The organism is Desulfosarcina cetonica JCM 12296 (genome assembly GCF_001311845.1).
GTDB classification, from domain to species: domain Bacteria; phylum Desulfobacterota; class Desulfobacteria; order Desulfobacterales; family Desulfosarcinaceae; genus Desulfosarcina; species Desulfosarcina cetonica.
Genome location: NZ_BBCC01000136.1, coordinates 1 through 17944, shown reverse-complemented (window position 1 = coordinate 17944; position 17944 = coordinate 1). Strand labels below are relative to the sequence as shown.

Below are 17944 nucleotides of genomic sequence, written 5' to 3'. Positions count from 1 at the left end.
AGAAAAATTCGTGATAACCCCTGGCGGGAAACGTTATCTGCGCCCTGTTTTCTGCTTCCTGGTCCTACCTCGAAACGCCGTTCCGGCAATACCGGTATCCTGCCAGCCGATGGCAGGTCGCGTCCTGACCATAACAATCCTTCAGGTCCTTGATGAGGCCAACAAGAAGCCCCCAATGAAGATTGGCAAATTCGAAATTTCCACGGTTTTCAAAAAAGAACGTTATAAAACCGTGTATTCGGCGCTGTCCGATCAATCCGCTTGCCTGTTGCATGAATATGTCAACCCGGAAATCGCGGAGCATGAGTTCATGCTGTCCAGATATCTTCATGGTGCCTCCGTTGACCAGTTCGTCGAAAGGTTCCAGGCGGGGGGGAAGACCTTTTTGGCGCAGGCGCCATCAAGGGGGTTGCACCGGCGCTGTATTTCAGGAAACCCCGGCCGCTGTCGGAAAAAATCGACGTTGCCGCATCGGTTTTATCCATTCTGAGGGATGTGCATGAAAAGGGGGTCATCTACAACAATCTGTCCCTCGGAACCATTACCATCGGTCCCCATGGCCAACCGATGCTGCATGATTTCATATCGGCGACAATTGCAGGCGGCTTTGCGACGTCCATTTATCAAGGAATTCTCAATCCCGAATTCGTCGCCCCGGAACGTACGGAAAGAGTGGATGGCGGCGCGTCGCCCATCAGTGACTATTACGCATTTGGCGTGTTCCTGTATTGGCTGTTGACTGGAAAACTGCCCTTCGAAGCCGATAACCTCTCGCAGCTGATCGCCCTTCATGTGGCCAAACCACCGATTCCACCCGTTGCCGTGGATCCAACGATTCCCAAAGGCTTGTCGCAAATTGTGGAGAAGCTTTTGGAGAAAGAGAAAAGCGCCCGCTACCAATCCATCGAAGGCATCCTGTTTGATCTGGAACATCATGATGATCCGGGATTTCAATTGGCCAGCCGGGACATGGATCGCAAATTCAGGGTGTCCGATAAGATCTATGGCCGGGAACGGGAAATCGGGCTGCTGAAAGCGGCCCTCGGGGGGCTTCAGGATGGCAGCGGCCGTCTGGTGACCATTGCCGGGTATTCGGGCGTTGGAAAATCAACACTTGTCGCCGAGTTCCAAAAAACACTGCCCCCGGACGCATGCCGCCTCATTTCTGGGAAATTTCAGCAATATAAAAAGGATATTCCCTATTTTGGGATTGTCGAAGCCTTCGATAGGCTGTTTGACATGCTGCTGTTATCGGATCAGCGGGTCCTGGATGATTTTCGCGAAGCGTTTGCCAACGGCATCGGGGACCAGGGGCTGATTTTAACCTCGATTTTTCCAAAGCTGGCGCTGATCGTTGGCGAACAGGCCCCGGTTGACAAACTGGTGGGCGAGGAGGCCGAGAACCGTTTCAACTATGTCTTCTTAAAACTGATCCGTATCGTGGCGACGCGAAAGCGGCCGCTGGTCCTTTTTTAGATGATCTGCAGTGGACGGATTTGGTTTCCCTCAATGTCCTGCGCGCCATTCTTCAGCGTCGGACACCCTTTTTGCTGATCCTTTTATGCTACCGGTCCAATGCCGTGGATCAACATCATCCGTTCCGGCAATTCATGGATGAAATCGGCAAGGATACGATTTTGCATCAGCAGGTAAACGTCAGGGATCTGGAACCGAATGATGTTTCACGACTGATCCAGGACAGTTTGGGACAGGACGATTCGTCGTTGAGCCGCATCGTGTTTGAAAAGACCCGCGGGAACGCCTTTTTTGTCCACCAACTCTTGAGAGGACTGGCGGATCAGAAATATTTTCAACGGGATGTGAAAAACAAGCGCTGGACCATCGATCATGCGAAGGTGTCAACCCTGCAGGTCTCCAGCAATGTGGTCGATTTCATGCAGACCCGGCTGAGACGCTTGTCGGATGAAGTGACCGATCTGATGCGAATCATCGGCGCAGTGGGACACCATGTGAATCTTGATGTTCTATCGGTTGTCACGGAAAAGGGCACGGCGCATATCTCGAAAATCCTGGAGATCCCTTTTGCGGAGGGGCTGTTGTATTATGAACAGAATCAGGTCTACTTCGCCCATGACAAAATCCAGCAGGCCTGTTATCAGCTCAACCCGATCGAAAATCTTCCCGAGCTGCACTTTACCATTGCCAATACGCTCATGCGTCATGCGCGCTTTCAGAGCCTCGATGAACTTTTCAATCTTGCAAGTCACCTGGACAAGGCGTTTGATTGTATCCACGGCGACCATGAAAAATATATTGGCATTTACCTGAAGGCCGCTTTGAAGAGCAAGGAGATTTCAGCCTACGGCGAGTTCCTCGGGTATATCCGGCGGGCGATGGCCCTTTTGCAGGACGATTCTTCCGCATCCATCCGATTTGAGGTCCACCGTGAGTACCATATCGCCCTTTACCTGAACAGCCGGTTCGAGGAGGCGGATGCCTTTTTTTATGAGAACTTGGCCGGTCGCGAGGATTTTCTGACGCTGAGGGAAAACTACTTTTCCAAGCTTTCCCAGGACAGCATGCGGCGGCGGTATAAGGATGCCGTCGTTTTCGGGATGTCCATCCTGGAGAAAATGGGTATCGCGCTTTCCATCGATCCCCAATCGAAGGATCTGGCGCGTGAATTCAGCGAGGTGGAGGCATTGTTCGCGAAGGCGGGGATCCAAAAGATATCCGATCTTCAAAACATCGAAAGGAAGAACATCCATGAGATGGCGTTTGTTTGCGAGCTGATCCTGGCGATGGTCCCCGCCGCTTTTTTCTACAATCCCATGGTTGCCTGCCTGTTGATCTTCACGACCCTGAGGCTGGCCGTCCAAAACGGTGTTTTCGAAGCCATGGCCTACCCCCTTTCCGTTGCCTCCACGCCGTTCATCCTGATTCGGAACGATTACCTGGCCGGTTACGCGTACGCCGAATATGCCATACAGATCGCCGCCAGTAACAAACGGGCCCTGGGAAACGCAAAACATCTCTTTATCCTGTTCTGCTGGCATTGGGCCCGGCCGATCAAGGATGACACCGCCATCGAGATCGCCAGGGATGCCCACCATCTGCTGATGCAGGGCGGTGATATCCAAATGGCCGGTTATACCTATTACAACACGGTGACCTACTTTTGGGAACGCGGCGAAACGCTGGCGTTGGTACTGGCGGAAATTGAAAAAGGGATGCATTTTAATGCCAACACCCATAATCTTCATGGGAAGCATTGATCTCGCCATATTTTCAAGTGGTACAGACCTTGCTGTCCGGCGATGGGGATTTTTTAAACCTCTGCCGGGAAGGATTCAGGGAAGCCGCTTTTATAAAAAATAATCAAGACAACGCAATGGGGCTGTGCTTCTTTTATATCTGTAAAACGCAATTGGCTTTCATGTTCGGCGCTACTCTCGAAGCCTACGGTTTCGGACGGAAGGTCAGGGCGCTTCTTTATACTATCCCCGGGTTTCCTTCGGTTCCGGCGGGTGTCTTTTACGCGGCGTTGAGTGCCTGTGCCGTGCTGGACCCCACCGATAACGACTGGTCAACGCTTTTGGGCGATCTTCAACAACTCAAACAATGGAATGACGGTGCTCCCGAGAACTTCAGCCATAAAGTGCATTTGCTGGAAGCGGAAATCGCCAGAAAAAAACACGAAACCCCCCAGGCAATAAAATGCTACACAGCGGCGCTGGCAGCTTCCCGGCAAAATCGATTCATGCATGAGAGCGCATTGATTTGCGAGCGGTTTTCCTCGTTCTGGGAAGAACAGGAGAACGCGGAACTTTACGAGTATTACGCCCGGCAAGCTTTTTATTATTATGCGTGTTGGGGGGCAACGCGCAAGTGTGAGCAGCTCAAGCGCAAACATCATACGATTTATCTTGAAGGTGAAGCCCAGAATCTTGATCTGCTGGGCGTCATCCATTCCCAGAACGTGTTGGCCCGGGAAACCCATATCGAAAATTTGCTGAAACAGATGATGCCGATTCTCCTCGAGATATCCGGGGCCGAGCGGGGTGCCGTGATCCTGAAAAACGAGGACTGGCGTGTTGAGGCGTTCAATACGATTCAGGGGGAGGGACGCATATTGGAAAGCATTCCCCTGCACAAGGAGATGCTGTCGGTGGATATGGTCAACTATGTGATCAGAACCGGCCAGCCCGCCAACCTCGACCAGTTTCCCGGTTACCTCGCGGATCCCTATCTCAAGCGGGTCAATCCGCAGTCGCTCATCGTTCTGCCGGCCACCGTCGGCTCCCGGAGCATTGCCGTCATCTACCTTGAGCATCGACGCATCAAAAATATGTTCACCCTGAAAAAACAGGCAATGATCAAACTGTTGTCGACGCAGATTGCCATCTCCCTGGACAATGCCCGGATTTACAACCAATTGGATCAACGGGTGCGGGAAAGAACCGAAGCGCTGGCGGCCCGGAATGAGGAACTGGCCATCGCCCGCAAAAAGGCCGATGACGCCAACAAGGCCAAATCGGAATTTCTGGCCAACATGAGTCATGAATTGCGCACGCCGCTCAATGCGGTGACCGGATTCAGCGAACTGCTTTCCGCCCTGGCCACCGATCCAAAGCAGATAAGCTATCTGGACGCCATCAAGACCGCCGGCCGGAACCTGTTGACACTGATCAACGACATTCTCGACCTTTCCAAAATCGAGGCCGGAAGAATGGATATTGCCTTTGCGCCGGTCAATCTCGCTTCGATTTTCATGGAGATGGAACAGATATTCGATAATGCAATCAATTCCAGAAATCTGGTCTTCTCCAGCGCGATTCCGCCGGATCAACCGGAATGGCTCTATCTGGATGAAGTCCGTATTCGGCAGATTCTGCTGAACCTGATCGGCAATGCCATCAAGTTTACGGAAGACGGTTTCGTGAAGCTATCGTCGGCCTACCGGAAGCAAGGGGACGATCGCCTGTGTCTGACAATCGGGGTCGAGGACAGCGGTATCGGCATTCCCGACGACGAGCAGGAAAGGATATTCGAATCCTTTGAGCAGCGCTCCGGCCAGGATCGCGCCAGGTATGGTGGTACCGGCCTTGGCTTGGCCATCACCCGGCGGTTGGTCGAGCTCATGAACGGTGCCATTTCGGTTTCCAGCACGCCCGGTGAAGGCAGTCGCTTCAAGATTGAACTGTCGGACGTGAAAATCGCTTCCCCGGAAAACCGACCGTCTGGAAACGGGCCGCCCGCCTTCGAAAACATCGCCTTTTCTCCTGCCAGGGTGCTGGTCGTCGACGATGTTGAATCGAATCGCGTGCTGTTAACGGAGATTCTTGCCAAGGCGGGGCTGGACATAATCACGGCAACCAACGGTCGGGAAGCCGTATCAATGGCACGGCAGGCCAACCCCGCGTTGATCCTGATGGATCTCAGAATGCCGGTGCTCAACGGTCTCGAGGCCATGAAACAGCTTAAACGAAGTGGTGACACGTCCTGGATCCCCATTGTCGCCTTGTCCGCTTCCGCCACCCAACGTGACAAAACGGCGGCGCTTCAGCGCGGATTTGATGGGTTTTTGCCCAAGCCGTTTACTATCGAGGGCCTGATCGGCGAGGTGTCCCGGCACCTGGCGCATACCATCCAGGCTGCCATGCGCTCCGAAATCCAGGATGTTTCGGCGTGCCTGGCCGTTGACGCCGTTCACCATCCGGCAGCCCTGCGCAAGCGACTCAAGCACGAGGTCATTCCTTCCTTTCAGAAACTCAACAAAACATTCCTGGCCAGTGATTTCAAAAACCTGGGGGAGATGCTGGTGGCCATTGGGAAAGACTTCCATGCCGCGCCCCTCGCGGCGTATGGTTCCCACATGCTCGACGTTTTCAATATTTTTGACATCAGGGAAATGAAGGCCTGTCTGAGCACCTATGCTGAAGGGATTGACGCCCTCGTTGCCCAATTGGAGAATTCAGGTGACCGATAACGCCCCCTTGATCCTCATCGTTGACGATAATCCCAAAAACGTCCAGTTCCTGGGCAATCTGCTGATGCCGCATGGCTATGAGATCGGCGTCGCCCAAAATGGCGTTGAAGCGTTGGCGTTTGTGGCGGATGTTCTACCCGATCTCATCTTGTTGGATGTCATGATGCCTGAAATGGACGGCTATCAGGTCTGCGAAAGGATAAAAAGCGATTTGGCGTGCCGCCATATTCCCGTTATTTTCTTGACGGCCAAATCCCACAGCGATGATATCGTCAAGGGGTTCGATGTCGGTGGGTCGGATTATATTACCAAGCCGTTCATCGCGGCTGAATTAATGGCAAGAATAAAGACCCACCTGGAGATCAAGCAACTGCGGCATCTTCTTCCCATCTGTTCGTTTTGCAAAAGAGTAAGGGAGGCAGATGGGGCCTGGAGCCCATTGGAAGACTATGTCAGTGCGCATACAAAAGCCCAATTTTCCCATAGTATCTGCAAGCAATGTGCTGATAAATACTATCCCGAAATGGATTTTGATGACGATGACTTCGTGTAGGCATGCGTTAAGATTTCGTATGAAGAAACATGTAAAATTGTCTTGACAACTTTACATATTGATGGCAGATCATTTGCCATCATGCTGAATCCCGACTCCCCCATACCCCTATACCACCAGTTGGCTGATCTGCTCATGACGGCGATCGATGCCGGGGACTATCCGCCGGAATCGCGGATTCCGTCCGAGCCGCAGCTGGCCAAAACCTACGGCATCGGCCGGCCCACGGTGCGCCAGGCCATCGATCTGCTTGTCCGCCGGGGGTTGCTCACCCGTCGGCGGGGATCGGGAACCTATGTGCGCCCGCCGGTCCCGGAGGTCGATCTCTTCTCCCTGGCCGGCACCAGCTCGGCCTTTCAAAAAAGGCATCGACGTCGAGGTCCGCCTGCTTGATGCCACCCGGCGGATTGGGGTTCCGGAGGCCAGCGAAAACCCTTTTGCCGGCGGCCAGGCCTTTTTCCTTTCCCGGCTCAGCCGGGTGGACGGGACGCCCGTGCTGTTGGAGGAGATTTACCTCCATCCAATGCTTTTCGCCGGCATTGAGGAGATCGACCTCACCGGCCGCTCCCTGTCCCAGGTGGTCGAGACGCGTTTCTACATGCGCCCGACGGGCGGCCGGCAGACCTTTCGCATCGACCGGCTGGACGATGTGCGTGCCCGCCTGATGGGCGTTTCGAAGGATACGCCGATTCTCACGGCACACCGCTACCTGAGCTTTGCCCAGGCGGACAACGCGGTTTTCTCAATCCTGTACTGCAACACCCAGCGATTCGTTTTCTCCCAACAGATTGGAGGGTTAAGTCATGAATAGACGCGGCTATTTCGGCGACTTCGGCGGGGCGTTTTTGCCCGAGATCCTGGTTGCCACGTTCGACGAACTCGAGCGGATTTATACCGAGGCCAGAAACGATCCCATATTCTGGCACGACTACGAGCAGCTGATGGCCAGCTATTCCTGCCGGCCCACGCCCATTACCTATGCCCGGAACCTGACGCGCCACTTCGGCGGGGCACGCATTTTTATCAAGCGCGAGGATCTGAATCACACCGGCGCCCACAAGGCCAACAATGTGATGGGCCAGGGCTTGCTGGTCAAACGCATGGGCAAGACGCGCGTGATCGCCGAAACCGGCGCCGGCCAGCACGGCGTGGCCACGGCCACCATGGCGGCGCGTTTCGGATTCGATTGCACGATTTACATGGGTGCCGTGGATGTGGAACGTCAGCGGCCCAACGTCTTCTGGATGGAGCAACTGGGGGCCACCGTCGTGCCGGTGACCGACGGGACCTGCATCCTCAAGGACGCCATCAACGAGGCCTTTCGCGACTGGGTGACCCACATGGACGATACCCATTACGTGCTCGGCACGGCCTGTGGGCCGCACCCCTTTCCCGAGATGGTGGCCTGGTTCCAGTCCATCATCGGCAAGGAGGCCCGCCGGCAGTTCATGGAGCGGGAAGGGCGATTGCCCACCCGGGTTTACGCCTGCGTGGGTGGCGGTTCCAACGCCATGGGCGTCTTCAGCGGCTTTTTTGACGACGACGTCGAATTGGTGGGCGTGGAGGCCGCCGGCCGGGGGCTTTCCACCGGTGAGCATGCCGCAAGGCTTTGCTCCACCGACGCCAGCGTGGGCGTGGCCCAGGGGTACAAGACTTACTTTCTGCAGACGCCGACGGCCAGATGCGCGAGACCCACTCCATTGCCGCCGGTCTGGATTACGTGGGCGTGTCGCCGATCCTCTCCGACCTCAAGGAGAAGGGGCGCGTGCGCTTCGAAGGCGCCACGGATCAGGAAGTGATCGCGGCGGTGCGTCTGACCATGCAGAAGGAGGGGGTCATCCCGGCCCTGGAATCGGCCCATGCCTTCGCGCGTGCCTTCAAGGAGGCGCCGACGATGTCCGCCGACGAGATCATCCTGATCAACCAGTCCGGCCGTGGTGACAAGGATATCTTCACCATCGCCGATGCCTTCGACGACCCCAAATGGAAACAATTCATCATCCAAAAGGCGAAACAATACCATGCTTGAATCCCATATCCGATCCCGACTGAAAGAGAAAAAAATCCTGCTGATGACCCACATCGTCATCGGCTATCCCTCCCTGGAAGACTCCTTTGAGATCGTGCGCACCATGGTGGCGGCCGGGGTGGACCTGATGGAGTTGCAGATTCCCTTTTCAGAGCCCATTGCCGACGGGCCGGTGATTCTCAAGGCCAACCAGAAATCCCTGGCCGGCGGGGTAACGGTGGCCCAGTGCCTGGATTTCGGCCGTCGCGTGGCTCGGGAATTCCCGATTCCTTTTCTCTACATGACCTACTACAACATTCTCTTCAAATACGGCGTGGACCGGTTCGTGGACGAGATGCAAGCTGCCGGCTTGAAGGGATCCATCGTGCCGGACCTGCCGCCCGAGGAGGCCGGCGATTACCTGGCGGCCATGCGGCGCAACCAACTGAGCCCGATTTTCATCTTCTCACCGACCACGTCCGAGGCGCGCCTTGCGGCCATCGCCGAGGTGGCCGACGGTTTTGTCTACTGTGTGGCCCGCAAAGGGGTGACCGGCGACCAGACCGAGTTCTCAAACACCCTGGACACGTACCTGGCACGCTGCCGCAAGGCCACCGGGCTGCCCCTGGCCCTGGGATTCGGGGTAAAAGACAAATCCGACATCAAGTTTCTCGAAGGCAAGGCCGATATCGCTGTCATTGGCACGCAGGCCCTGCGGCTGATCGAAACCCAAGGGATCAGCGCATTGGGACCGTTTATTCGGGAACTTCAAACCTAACACCATTTACAATCGACATGCTGATCATTCCCATTTCCGGTAAAATCGGCTGGAGAAATCCGCCGCTGATCACCCTGGTGATCCTGCTCATCAACTGTCTGGTTTACTTTCTCTTCCAGACCCATGACGATGCGGCGCGCATGGCGGCCGAGGAATTCTATCTGGACTCGGGGCTGATGGCCATCGAGCTGCCATACTACCGGGACTATCTCGAAGCGACCGGAAAGGCAGACGATGAAGCCCTGGCGGCGGACCCGGCGGATACCGAGGCGATGATGCGGCTTCACTTTGCCTTGGAGACCGACGCCGATTTTCTCCGCCGTCTTAAAAATGGCCGGGTGATCACTCCCCAAAATGCCGAATATGAGAACTGGCGCGGGCTGCGTCAGGAGTACGAGAGAAAATGCAACCGTAGCGTGGCCTATGCCCACGGCCTGCGGCCGGCCGCTTCCCGGGTTTCCGCCTTTTTCACCTACATGTTCCTGCACGGGAGTGTCGGTCATCTGGTGGGCAACATGGTGTTTCTCTGGATCCTGGGCTGCATGATCGAGATTGGTGCCGGCCGGCTGCTGTTTACCGGCATCTACCTGATCAGCGGCCTGATGGCCGGCGGGTTGTTCTGTCTGGTCTATCCCTCCAGCATGGTCCCCTTGGTGGGGGCCTCCGGCGCCATTGCCGGTTTGATGGGGGCCTATACGGTGCTTTACGGACGCACGCGGGTCAGCGTGTTCTACTCATTGGGGTTCTATTTCAATACCGCCCGGATTCCGGCCATCGTGCTGCTGCCGGCCTGGATCGCCAACGAATGCTACCAGCTCTTCTTCAGTGGCGCCAGTCATGTGGCGTACGTGGCCCATATCGGCGGATTGGCCGGCGGCGCCCTCTTGGCCTATGCCGGCGATCGTCTGGTGGGCAAGGTCGATCGCGACAGCTTCGCGGAGACCGCCGAGGACAAGATCGCGCCCCTGATGCACCAGGCCCTGGAGCATGTGGCCAAGCTGGAGATGCGTCCGGCCCAGGCCCTGTTCGAGGAAATCCTGGAATTGTCGCCGGACCATCCCGAGGCCCTGTCCCACCTCTTCAATCTTCACAAGCTCAGCCCCGATTCGCCCGCCTTCCACGATGTGACCAAGCGGCTTTTGCAGCTCTATGGCAAGACCCCCGCGACCCATGCGGCGGCCATCAGCTCTATGGCACCTATACCGGTCTCACGAAACGGCCGGCCCTGTCCATTCCGCTTTACCTGCAGATGGCCGGGATCATGGCCACTGCCGGTGAAACCGGGTCCGCGGAAAAAATACTGCTGGCCATCCTGAAGCAGCGACCGCAGACCCCGGGGCTCCCCGCCAGCCTGATCAAGCTGGCCAAGGCGTTTCACCAAGCCGGACACCTGGAGAACTGGAAACGCTATCGGGACCTGATCCGCCGGCGCTATCCCGATTCCGTGGAGGCCGGCATCATTTCGCGGATGAACGCACCTGCCGAAAACCACTCCTGATTCTGCGCAAGACGGGGACTGATGCGGCACGGCCGGCCAGGTAAAGGATCGCCTCGACCTTGAAGGTCCAGCCCCATAAACCCGTCAGGACCACAAAACCGGCGGACACGATGCCGATCACGGCCGCATCCTGAAAAAAGGTCGGCCGGTTAAGATAGATCCGCAGCCCATGATGCACCGGCCAGAGAATCGCGCCAATGGCCAGCCCGGCGAGCGCGGCCTTGGCATAGGCGCGATAGACGCTTGCGGCCTCTCTATTGCGGCTGCGCCGGTTCCAGACCGAAAACAGCAAAAGGGTTTGAAGGAGGGCGGACGCGGAGATGGCCAGGCCGACGCCGGCCACACCCCAGATTTGCAGTCCGGCCCAGTAGACCGGCAGGCTCAGGAGCACGGCCAGGCTGCCGAAAACCGTTGGCAGCCAGGTGTTCTGCGTGGCATAGAAACCGCGATTGACCACGGTCTGGGTGACAAACCCGATGGCCCCGGTCATCAGACAGGCCAGGGTCAAGGCGGTCATCTGCGTGTCCGTGGGGGTAAACCGGCCCCGTTCGAACAAAACGCGCACGATTTCATGGCGCAACACGACCACCAGGATGGACACCGGAATGACCACGGACAGGTAGATCAGGACCTTGTTGATGGTGGCATTGAGTTCCCGGAGCCGCCCCTGAACGGCCAGTTGGGTCATGAAGGGATAGGAAGCCACCCCCACGGCCTGTCCGAAAAATCCCACCAAAATCAGCATCACGCGCATGGCGTAATCGATCCAGCGATCGCCCCGGCCGGCAGGAAACTGCCGAAAAATTTCGAGAAAAGCTCCGTCGAAAAAACCATGGTCAGCCCGATCATCAAGGCAGGGTCAGAAAAATGTAGCGCCTGAGATCCGGGTGGCGAACATCGAAAAGCGGACAAAAGCGCATGCCGACCCGCATGGCACCGACCAGTTGGATGGCGAAGCTGCCGATGGCCGCGCCGGCCAGGGCCCCCCAGCAAAACCCCTCCACGCCCCATCGTGGGCCGAGCAGCCATCCGCCGGCGATGATGCCCAGATTGTAGACCAGCGGCGCCAGGGCCGGCAGCAGAAAACGCGTTTTGGCGTATTGCACGGCCATGAGCATGCCGCCGGCGAAAAAGAAGATCTGGGCGGGAAGGGTGATGCGGGTCATCCTGACGGCCAGGGCGATGAATTGCGGATCGTCTCGGCCGGCGGCCAAAAGGGGAACCGCCATGGGGGCCAGGATCATGCCCGCGACGACGAGCACCAGCAACAGGCTGCCGAAGACGGTCAGGATCGTGGAAAACGTCCGCCATCCCTCGTGTTCCCTGTCACCTTCAAGATGGCGGGAGAAGATGGGGATGAAGGTCACCGACAGAAAACCGCTGGCCAGAATGTGGTTGAGGATCTCGGGCAGGACAAACGCCACCCGGTAGGCGTCGACTTCGATTCCGGCGCCCGCCAGGGCGGCAAGCACCATCTCCCTGGCAACGCCGGTGATGCGACTGAGGAAGACACTGGCCATCATGATGATGGTGGCCATGCCGATCTTGTTGAGCGTTTCCGCTTCCTTGGGGTGGTTCATGCCGATCCTTTGCGCCAGGCCAGTGCCGATAATGAAAGACCGTCTGCGCGTCCAACGCCAGACGGTCTTTCTCTTTGCCAGATTTGTCGACCACCTTCAAGGAGATCTGTTTTTTCCGCGCCCTTTACCCCAGTTGTCCCAGGTAACGCTCCACAAAGGGAATGATATCGTGGCCGGGATATTTGTGGAGCAATCCCTTCAGGATTTTTTTGGCTTTATCGGGGTTCATCAGATGGTCGTTGAAAATCTGGGCCGCACGGAAATAGGATTTGGGCACCAGCGGGTCCTGGGGATAGGCCTTGGTCAATTGGTTGAAGGCCGCGATCGCCTCCTTGCGCTTGCCGGTCTCGTTCAACCAGCCGGCGATTTTGAACAGAACGCCCGAGGCCGGCGTGAACGCCGGATCCTTGGCCAGGCATTCCTGGTAGGTTTCCATGGCGGGCTGCTTTTGGCCGGCTTGAATCAAAAGGTCCAGATGGCCGCGTGCGTGAGCGATCATTTTTTCCGTCGTGCCGGTCAGTTTCAGCAGGGTGTAATACTGCTCCGACAACACCGGATCGCTGATTCCATCCCGGGCCGTTTCACTTTCAATGAGCGCGCGGGCACCGTCGTGGTCGCCATCCTTGATCAGCTGGGCCACACGGCGCTGCAATCGGCTGACAGGGTCATCCGCGGCCAGGGCGGCCTGATGGTTTTCGGTGGCCTGATCCTTGAAGTCGTCGAAATCCACCTTGTACCCGATATCCTCATGATACTGCAGGATGACATACCCCATGAGGTGGTAGGCGATGAAGGTGTAATAGATCTTGACCAGCGTGAAGAGAAAAACCTGCACCAGCGGCGGCAGGTATTGGATGACGTGCCGGCCCAGCAGTGCCGGCGCCCCGCCGAGAATGGAGTAAAAAAGGTACATCAAGAGGTATCCCCAGCCGATGCGAAAGGCCAGGGTAACGAACATCATCGGGTTGATGGCCTGGATCAGCGACTCGGTGGTCACCAACAGGATGATCATGGACGGCAGAAAGAGCGTGGCCAGGATCAGGAAAATCGCGCCACCGGCAATCCCCAATTTGGCGAATACCACGCCCGCCGCAAAGAAGATGGCCACATAGATGCCCACCTGTTTGACCACCGGCCCAAAATTTTCCGTAAGGGTGCTGGAATTGAGTTTCGGAGTGGTCAGGTCACCACTGGCGGTGGCTTGTAAAATGGCATAGGCATACTTGAACGAAATCCCCCAGACGGCCACCTGGGCCAGGGTCGCGAGGATGCCCATGCCCGAAAACAGGGCCGCGAGGGCCGCCAGGACCAGCATCAAGGTCAGGGGCCGCTTGGAAAAGGGATAGATGAAAAAACCGGAGATGCGTTTCCAGAAGGGATCGATGATGTTGCCGACCCCCAGCCATTGTACCGGTCGGTTGCAGTTGGGACACATGTGCAGCTTCTCCCCTTGGCGATAGCCGCCCATGTCCCGGGTGTCCACGCATTGCGGACATAAGAGCTTGTTGCAGGTTTCGCAGTACCAGTGGGCCGGCACGGTGGGGTGGTACTGGCAGTGTTGTTTCGTCATGATTCCTCCCTGGGTTTTCTCACCGTATCGTCCGCTTTTGACTTTTCTTAAGGTTTTGCGTAGCATTTCATTCATCTGAATCAGCCTTGATACCATGGAGACAACGGATGGAGACATCGTTCACGTTTACGGGGATGCCGCGCCTTTTGTTCGGCGCCGGACAATTGGGAAAGCTGGCAGGCGCGGTGGGGCCCTACGGCCAGAATGTACTGCTGCTGACCGGTGCTACCGCGCTGGCGCGTAGCGGCCATCTGACCGGCATCGCCCAGGACCTCGAGGTCGCGGGGATCCGTGTTCAGCATCGCCGGGTTTGCGACGAACCCTCCCCGGCCGCGGTGGACGACATCGTGGCGGATTTCCGCGGCACGGCACTGGATCTGGTTCTGGCCATCGGTGGGGGCAGTGTGTTGGATACGGGCAAGGCGGTTGCGGCCATGCTTTGCGAAGAGGGATCCGTGGCCGATTATCTGGAAGGCGTGGGACGCCGTCAGCCATCGGGGCGTTCGCTGCCGCTGATTGCCATGCCGACCACCTCGGGAACCGGCAGCGAAGCCACCAAGAATGCCGTTATTTCCCGGGTGGGGGAAGAGGGGTTCAAGAAATCGCTGCGGCATGACAACTACATTCCCAAGCTGGCGATTCTGGATCCCCTGCTGTGCCTTTCCGCACCTCCTTTGCTGACGGCCGCCTGCGGAATGGATGCCCTCACCCAATTGATCGAAGCTTACGTTTCCACCCAGGCTTCGCCGCTGACCGATGCCCTTGCAAGAGACGGATTGAAACGCATGATCCCCGCGTTACCCGAGGTTTGCGGAGCGGGTGGTGAACGCATCGATCTCCGGGGGGATGTGGCCTTTGCGGCATTTCTCTCCGGCGTGACCCTGGCCCATGCCGGACTGGGTGTGATCCACGGCGTGGCCGGTCCCATGGGAGGGATGGTGGCCATCCCCCATGGGGTCGCCTGTGCCAATCTGCTTCCTCCGGCGGTGGCCGCCACCGTGGAGAACCTGTCCGCTGCGGCCACGGCTGAAGCGGCCGCGGCGCTGTTCAAATTCGCCCGTATCGGCCGATGGTTCGGCGCCCCTTACGACGACCCCATGGATGCCTGCCGGTTTCTCGTGGATCGGCTGTATGGCTGGCTGGATCTTATGGCGATTCCGCGACTCGGAAGATTCGGGCTAACGGCGTTCCATGTGGATCGTTTGATCGGGCTTTCGAGCAACAAGAACAACCCCCTGCCACTTTCCGCCGACCAGATCCGGCGGATGCTGCTGGAACGATGCTGATTTGCCATTGGCGTTCTCACCGGGGGACTGCCTTTTGGGTGGGCAGCGTTCTTCTGGCCATTTTGCTGCTGCCGGTCAGCGGGTTTGCCCTGGACCCCGACGAAGTTCTGATTGTGGCCAATCGCCGGGTCGAGGAGGGCGTTGCCCTGGCCACTTATTATGCTCGTCGGCGCGAATTCCCAAAGCGAATCGGCTTCTCTTGGACCTGCCGGATAATGAGGTCTGCCCGCGCGACATCTATGACCGCAAGGTTGCGGCCCATGTCCGCGCCTATCTGTCGGGGGACAAGGCTGCCCGGTCGATCCGATGCATCGTGCTGATGTACGGCATGCCGTTAAAGGTGGCTCCGGGGTGGGATTGGGCCAAAGGCAGCGATCGGTCGGGACCCGCAAAAATCCAACATGACCCGTGGGCCTCGCTGGATTCGGAGCTGGCGGTGGTCAAATGCCCCGAGTTGCCCCTGGGCGGCTGGATCAAGAACCCGTTTTGTCTCCTTTTCCAGAACCATGTGCCCGTCGTTTCCAAAAAAGAGGTCTTGATGGTGGCGCGGCTTGACGGCCCGACGGCGGCCGGTGTGAGGCACATCATCGATGATGCGCTGCGTGTCGAGGCCTCGGGACTTTCCGGGATCGCCTATTTCGATGCCCGCTGGCCGATGACGGCCGATCCCACATCCTCGGCGTATCGTGAATATGACCGTGCCATTCACCGTGCCGCCCGGCGGGTGGCGGCCTCCGGGCGATTGCGGGTGGTGGTCGACGATCATGAAGCGCTTTTTCAGCCGGGGCAGTGTCCTGAAGCAGCCTTGTACTGTGGCTGGTACAATCTGGGTCGGTATGTGGATGCGTTTGACTGGAAGCCGGGGGCGGTGGGGTTCCACGTGGCCAGTAGTGAATGCGTCACGTTAAAAAATCCGGACAGTCAAGTCTGGTGTAAACGAATGCTTGAAAATGGGGTCTGTGCCACCCTCGGACCCGTTGGCGAGCCCTACCTGCAAGCCTTTCCCGATCCGGAGCTGTTCTTTGGTTTCCTCGCCGAGGGCCTGCTGACCTTGGCCGAATGCTACCAGCTCAGCCTGCCCTATCTCTCTTGGAAAATGGTCCTTATCGGAGATCCGCTTTATCGCCCCTTCGCTGCGGGCCGATAGAGTGGCTCGTAACCGCGAATAAGGGCGGAACGCCGTTTTCAGGTGATGACGATGTAAACCGCAAGGGAATGCCGATGATCAACCGTATGGTGATACTATTCGATGATCTCGAGGACGGTGCGCTTTCTGATCTTGGATGATACGGCGCTTAGGATGGTGCGCATGGCTTGGGCGGTGCGCCCCTGTTTGCCGATGACCTTTCCCAGATCTTCCTTGGCCACGGTCAGCTCCAGCACGGTGGTCTGATTCCCTTCCACCTCCGCCACGGTGACTTGCTCGGGCTTGTCCACCAGCGATTGGGCAATGTAGGTGACTAACTCCTTCATCATCATACTCCCCTTTTCGGTCGATTTTTCAGTCGTGCTCATATACATTTTCATCATCTCAGTAGGGTAGGGTTATCCAGCCGAAAGACAGTGCGATTGTTTGTAGATGTTGGGTTTTCTAAGGATTCTTGAATGATTTTCCAAATTATATAGGCTTTCAAGTAAATCACAATACTAAAATAATTCGTAAAAACCACGTATATAAATCAGGTATAAGGACTTCCTGGTTGGAATACAGTTCGGCGGAAACGGGAAAGCGGATCGGAGCGATTAAAGGGTTGGCGGGGAAGTCCATAACATGCTTTGCGCTTGTTTCAAACAGGACGGAATGATAAATTTTCGGCCGTTGGGATTGTTTTCTTATGGATGGGCGTCATTCGGGGGTTTCAATCATGCGAAAAACATCAGATGCATGGGTTCGGACCTGGCTGTCTCTTGGCATGCTGATGCTGATCGGCTGCATGCCCTTCAAACCTGCCGGTCCTGCGGATGCGCCGGGGGAACTCCCCGAGACCTTTGCCATTTACGATGGTGCCAATGACGATTTGCGGCCATGGTGGCAAACGCTGGGGTCCTTCGAGCTCAATCGACTGATCGATACCGCCCTGAAGGATAACTTCTCGCTGAAGGAAGCCTGGGCCCGCCTGCGCCAGGCCAAGGCGTTGGCGGTCGTGGCGGGGGCGGAACGCTACCCGTCCGTGAGCGCCAACGGTTCCGGTGAGGCCCGCCGGTTCCGGACGTACACAACGTCCACCGATACGAAATGGGAAGATAACTATTTGCTGGGGCTGGCCGGAAGTTACGAATTGGATCTGTGGGGGCGCATCCGCAGTCAACACGAAGCGGCGCTTTTGGATGTGTCGGCATCCCAGGCCGATCTGCAAACGGCGGCGATGACACTGGCGGCCGAAGTGACCGAGCGCTGGCTGGCAACGATCTCCCTGCGGCTTCAAGACGCCCTGTTGGAAAAACAATTGGCAAATAATCAGACCTTTCTGGAACTTATCGAACTGCGCTTCAGAAAAGGGATGGTATCGGCGCTGGACGTCTATCAGCAAAAGCAGGTGGTTGAGACCGTGCGCGCCAAGCTTCCATTGGTCAAAGCGGAAACCCGAACGAATGAACATGCCTTGGCCGTGCTCATCGGCAGACCGCCGCGGTCCGATCTGAAGCTCATGCAGGACCGCATGCCGGTGATCGGGGCCCTGCCGCCGGTCGGCCTGCCGGCCGATCTGTTGGCCAACCGGC

At 57.2% G+C, this 17944-nt stretch carries 17 protein-coding genes and 1 pseudogene; 14 read left to right on the top strand and 4 right to left on the bottom strand.

Translation table 11 applies throughout. The features are described 5' to 3' along the window. The 11 genes and pseudogenes from JCM12296_RS42445 to JCM12296_RS23865 form a co-directional block, all read left to right on the top strand. On the top strand, positions 1-490 hold a 490-nt coding region (locus JCM12296_RS42445; protein ID WP_218188254.1), incomplete at its 5' end, for a hypothetical protein. 5 nt (positions 491-495) lie between these two features. Continuing rightward, positions 496-1476 (top strand): AAA family ATPase, encoded by a 981-nt coding sequence (locus JCM12296_RS23905; RefSeq protein WP_054698732.1) that lies wholly within the window; start codon positions 496-498, stop codon positions 1474-1476. Between the two features lie 71 nt (positions 1477-1547). Next, the gene (locus tag JCM12296_RS23900) at positions 1548-3236 is read left to right on the top strand and encodes an ATP-binding protein (RefSeq protein WP_157067848.1); all 1689 of its coding nucleotides are present in this window, start codon (positions 1548-1550) and stop codon (positions 3234-3236) included. A gap of 161 nt (positions 3237-3397) precedes the next feature. Further along, positions 3398-5950 (top strand): GAF domain-containing hybrid sensor histidine kinase/response regulator, encoded by a 2553-nt coding sequence (locus tag JCM12296_RS23895; protein WP_172684063.1) that lies wholly within the window; start codon positions 3398-3400, stop codon positions 5948-5950. Beyond that, positions 5940-6503, top strand: coding sequence for a response regulator (locus JCM12296_RS23890; RefSeq protein WP_054698726.1), 564 nt, complete (start codon positions 5940-5942; stop codon positions 6501-6503). Before JCM12296_RS23895 ends, JCM12296_RS23890 begins: the two co-directional genes overlap by 11 nt. Before the next feature lie 81 nt (positions 6504-6584). Next, positions 6585-6896, top strand: coding sequence for a GntR family transcriptional regulator (locus JCM12296_RS45530; protein ID WP_246804799.1), 312 nt, complete (start codon positions 6585-6587; stop codon positions 6894-6896). Then, positions 6799-7314: a UTRA domain-containing protein gene (locus tag JCM12296_RS23885; protein WP_246804798.1), complete on the top strand. Its 516-nt coding sequence runs from the start codon at positions 6799-6801 to the stop codon at positions 7312-7314. The genes JCM12296_RS45530 and JCM12296_RS23885 overlap by 98 nt, the downstream gene beginning before the upstream one ends. Further along, positions 7307-8532 (top strand): annotated as a pseudogene (trpB, locus tag JCM12296_RS23880) (tryptophan synthase subunit beta). The gene JCM12296_RS23885 and the pseudogene trpB overlap by 8 nt, the downstream one beginning before the upstream one ends. Continuing rightward, positions 8525-9289: a tryptophan synthase subunit alpha gene (trpA, locus tag JCM12296_RS23875; protein ID WP_054698724.1), complete on the top strand. Its 765-nt coding sequence runs from the start codon at positions 8525-8527 to the stop codon at positions 9287-9289. Before trpB ends, trpA begins: the two are co-directional and overlap by 8 nt. A 17-nt stretch (positions 9290-9306) precedes the next feature. Beyond that, positions 9307-10605 (top strand): rhomboid family intramembrane serine protease, encoded by a 1299-nt coding sequence (locus JCM12296_RS23870; protein WP_054698722.1) that lies wholly within the window; start codon positions 9307-9309, stop codon positions 10603-10605. After that, complete coding sequence (locus JCM12296_RS23865; RefSeq protein ID WP_054698720.1) at positions 10551-10787, top strand: tetratricopeptide repeat protein; 237 nt, start codon at positions 10551-10553, stop codon at positions 10785-10787. The genes JCM12296_RS23870 and JCM12296_RS23865 overlap by 55 nt, the downstream gene beginning before the upstream one ends. Here the strand turns inward: JCM12296_RS23865 and JCM12296_RS48085 are convergent. The 3 genes from JCM12296_RS48085 to JCM12296_RS42440 all read right to left on the bottom strand — a co-directional run bounded on the left by JCM12296_RS48085 (position 10747) and on the right by JCM12296_RS42440 (position 13937). Then, the gene (locus tag JCM12296_RS48085) at positions 10747-11541 is read right to left on the bottom strand and encodes a lipid II flippase MurJ (RefSeq protein ID WP_054698718.1); all 795 of its coding nucleotides are present in this window, start codon (positions 11539-11541) and stop codon (positions 10747-10749) included. The two genes, JCM12296_RS23865 and JCM12296_RS48085, sit on opposite strands and share 41 nt — an antisense overlap. 94 nt (positions 11542-11635) lie before the next feature. Beyond that, positions 11636-12367: a lipid II flippase MurJ gene (locus JCM12296_RS48080; protein WP_054698716.1), complete on the bottom strand. Its 732-nt coding sequence runs from the start codon at positions 12365-12367 to the stop codon at positions 11636-11638. 124 nt (positions 12368-12491) lie between these two features. After that, a complete protein-coding gene (locus JCM12296_RS42440) occupies positions 12492-13937 on the bottom strand; it encodes a tetratricopeptide repeat protein (protein WP_172684062.1) in 1446 nt (481 codons plus the stop codon). Between the two features lie 107 nt (positions 13938-14044). On the opposite strand from JCM12296_RS42440, the gene JCM12296_RS23845 reads away from it, so the two are divergent. Further along, positions 14045-15223 carry an iron-containing alcohol dehydrogenase gene (locus tag JCM12296_RS23845; protein ID WP_054698712.1) on the top strand — a complete coding sequence of 393 codons (1179 nt, stop codon included), beginning with the start codon at positions 14045-14047 and terminating at the stop codon, positions 15221-15223. Positions 15224-15422: 199 nt separating this feature from the next. Further along, entirely contained in the window at positions 15423-16370 is a 948-nt protein-coding gene (locus JCM12296_RS23840) for a TIGR03790 family protein (protein WP_054698711.1), read from the top strand. Between the two features lie 95 nt (positions 16371-16465). Here JCM12296_RS23840 and JCM12296_RS23835 read toward each other — a convergent pair whose 3' ends face one another. Beyond that, positions 16466-16696 carry a KH domain-containing protein gene (locus JCM12296_RS23835; protein WP_213182446.1) on the bottom strand — a complete coding sequence of 77 codons (231 nt, stop codon included), beginning with the start codon at positions 16694-16696 and terminating at the stop codon, positions 16466-16468. Between the two features lie 392 nt (positions 16697-17088). Between JCM12296_RS23835 and JCM12296_RS23830 the strand changes: the two genes are divergently transcribed. After that, positions 17089-17944: TolC family protein (locus tag JCM12296_RS23830; protein WP_172684061.1), on the top strand; the 856-nt coding region annotated here is incomplete at its 3' end.

Bases quoted from the DNA above. Each gene is read 5' to 3' on its own strand.
- JCM12296_RS23895 (WP_172684063.1), top strand. From the start codon at position 3,398: ATGTTCGGCGCTACTCTCGAAGCCTACGGTTTCGGACGGAAGGTCAGG.
- JCM12296_RS45530 (WP_246804799.1), top strand. From the start codon at position 6,585: ATGCTGAATCCCGACTCCCCCATACCCCTATACCACCAGTTGGCTGAT.
- JCM12296_RS23885 (WP_246804798.1), top strand. From the start codon at position 6,799: ATGTGCGCCCGCCGGTCCCGGAGGTCGATCTCTTCTCCCTGGCCGGCA.
- trpA (WP_054698724.1), top strand. From the start codon at position 8,525: ATGCTTGAATCCCATATCCGATCCCGACTGAAAGAGAAAAAAATCCTG.
- JCM12296_RS23870 (WP_054698722.1), top strand. From the start codon at position 9,307: ATGCTGATCATTCCCATTTCCGGTAAAATCGGCTGGAGAAATCCGCCG.
- JCM12296_RS23865 (WP_054698720.1), top strand. From the start codon at position 10,551: ATGGCCACTGCCGGTGAAACCGGGTCCGCGGAAAAAATACTGCTGGCC.
- JCM12296_RS48085 (WP_054698718.1), bottom strand. From the start codon at position 11,541: ATGCGCGTGATGCTGATTTTGGTGGGATTTTTCGGACAGGCCGTGGGG.
- JCM12296_RS48080 (WP_054698716.1), bottom strand. From the start codon at position 12,367: ATGAACCACCCCAAGGAAGCGGAAACGCTCAACAAGATCGGCATGGCC.
- JCM12296_RS42440 (WP_172684062.1), bottom strand. From the start codon at position 13,937: ATGACGAAACAACACTGCCAGTACCACCCCACCGTGCCGGCCCACTGG.
- JCM12296_RS23845 (WP_054698712.1), top strand. From the start codon at position 14,045: ATGGAGACATCGTTCACGTTTACGGGGATGCCGCGCCTTTTGTTCGGC.
- JCM12296_RS23835 (WP_213182446.1), bottom strand. From the start codon at position 16,696: ATGAAGGAGTTAGTCACCTACATTGCCCAATCGCTGGTGGACAAGCCC.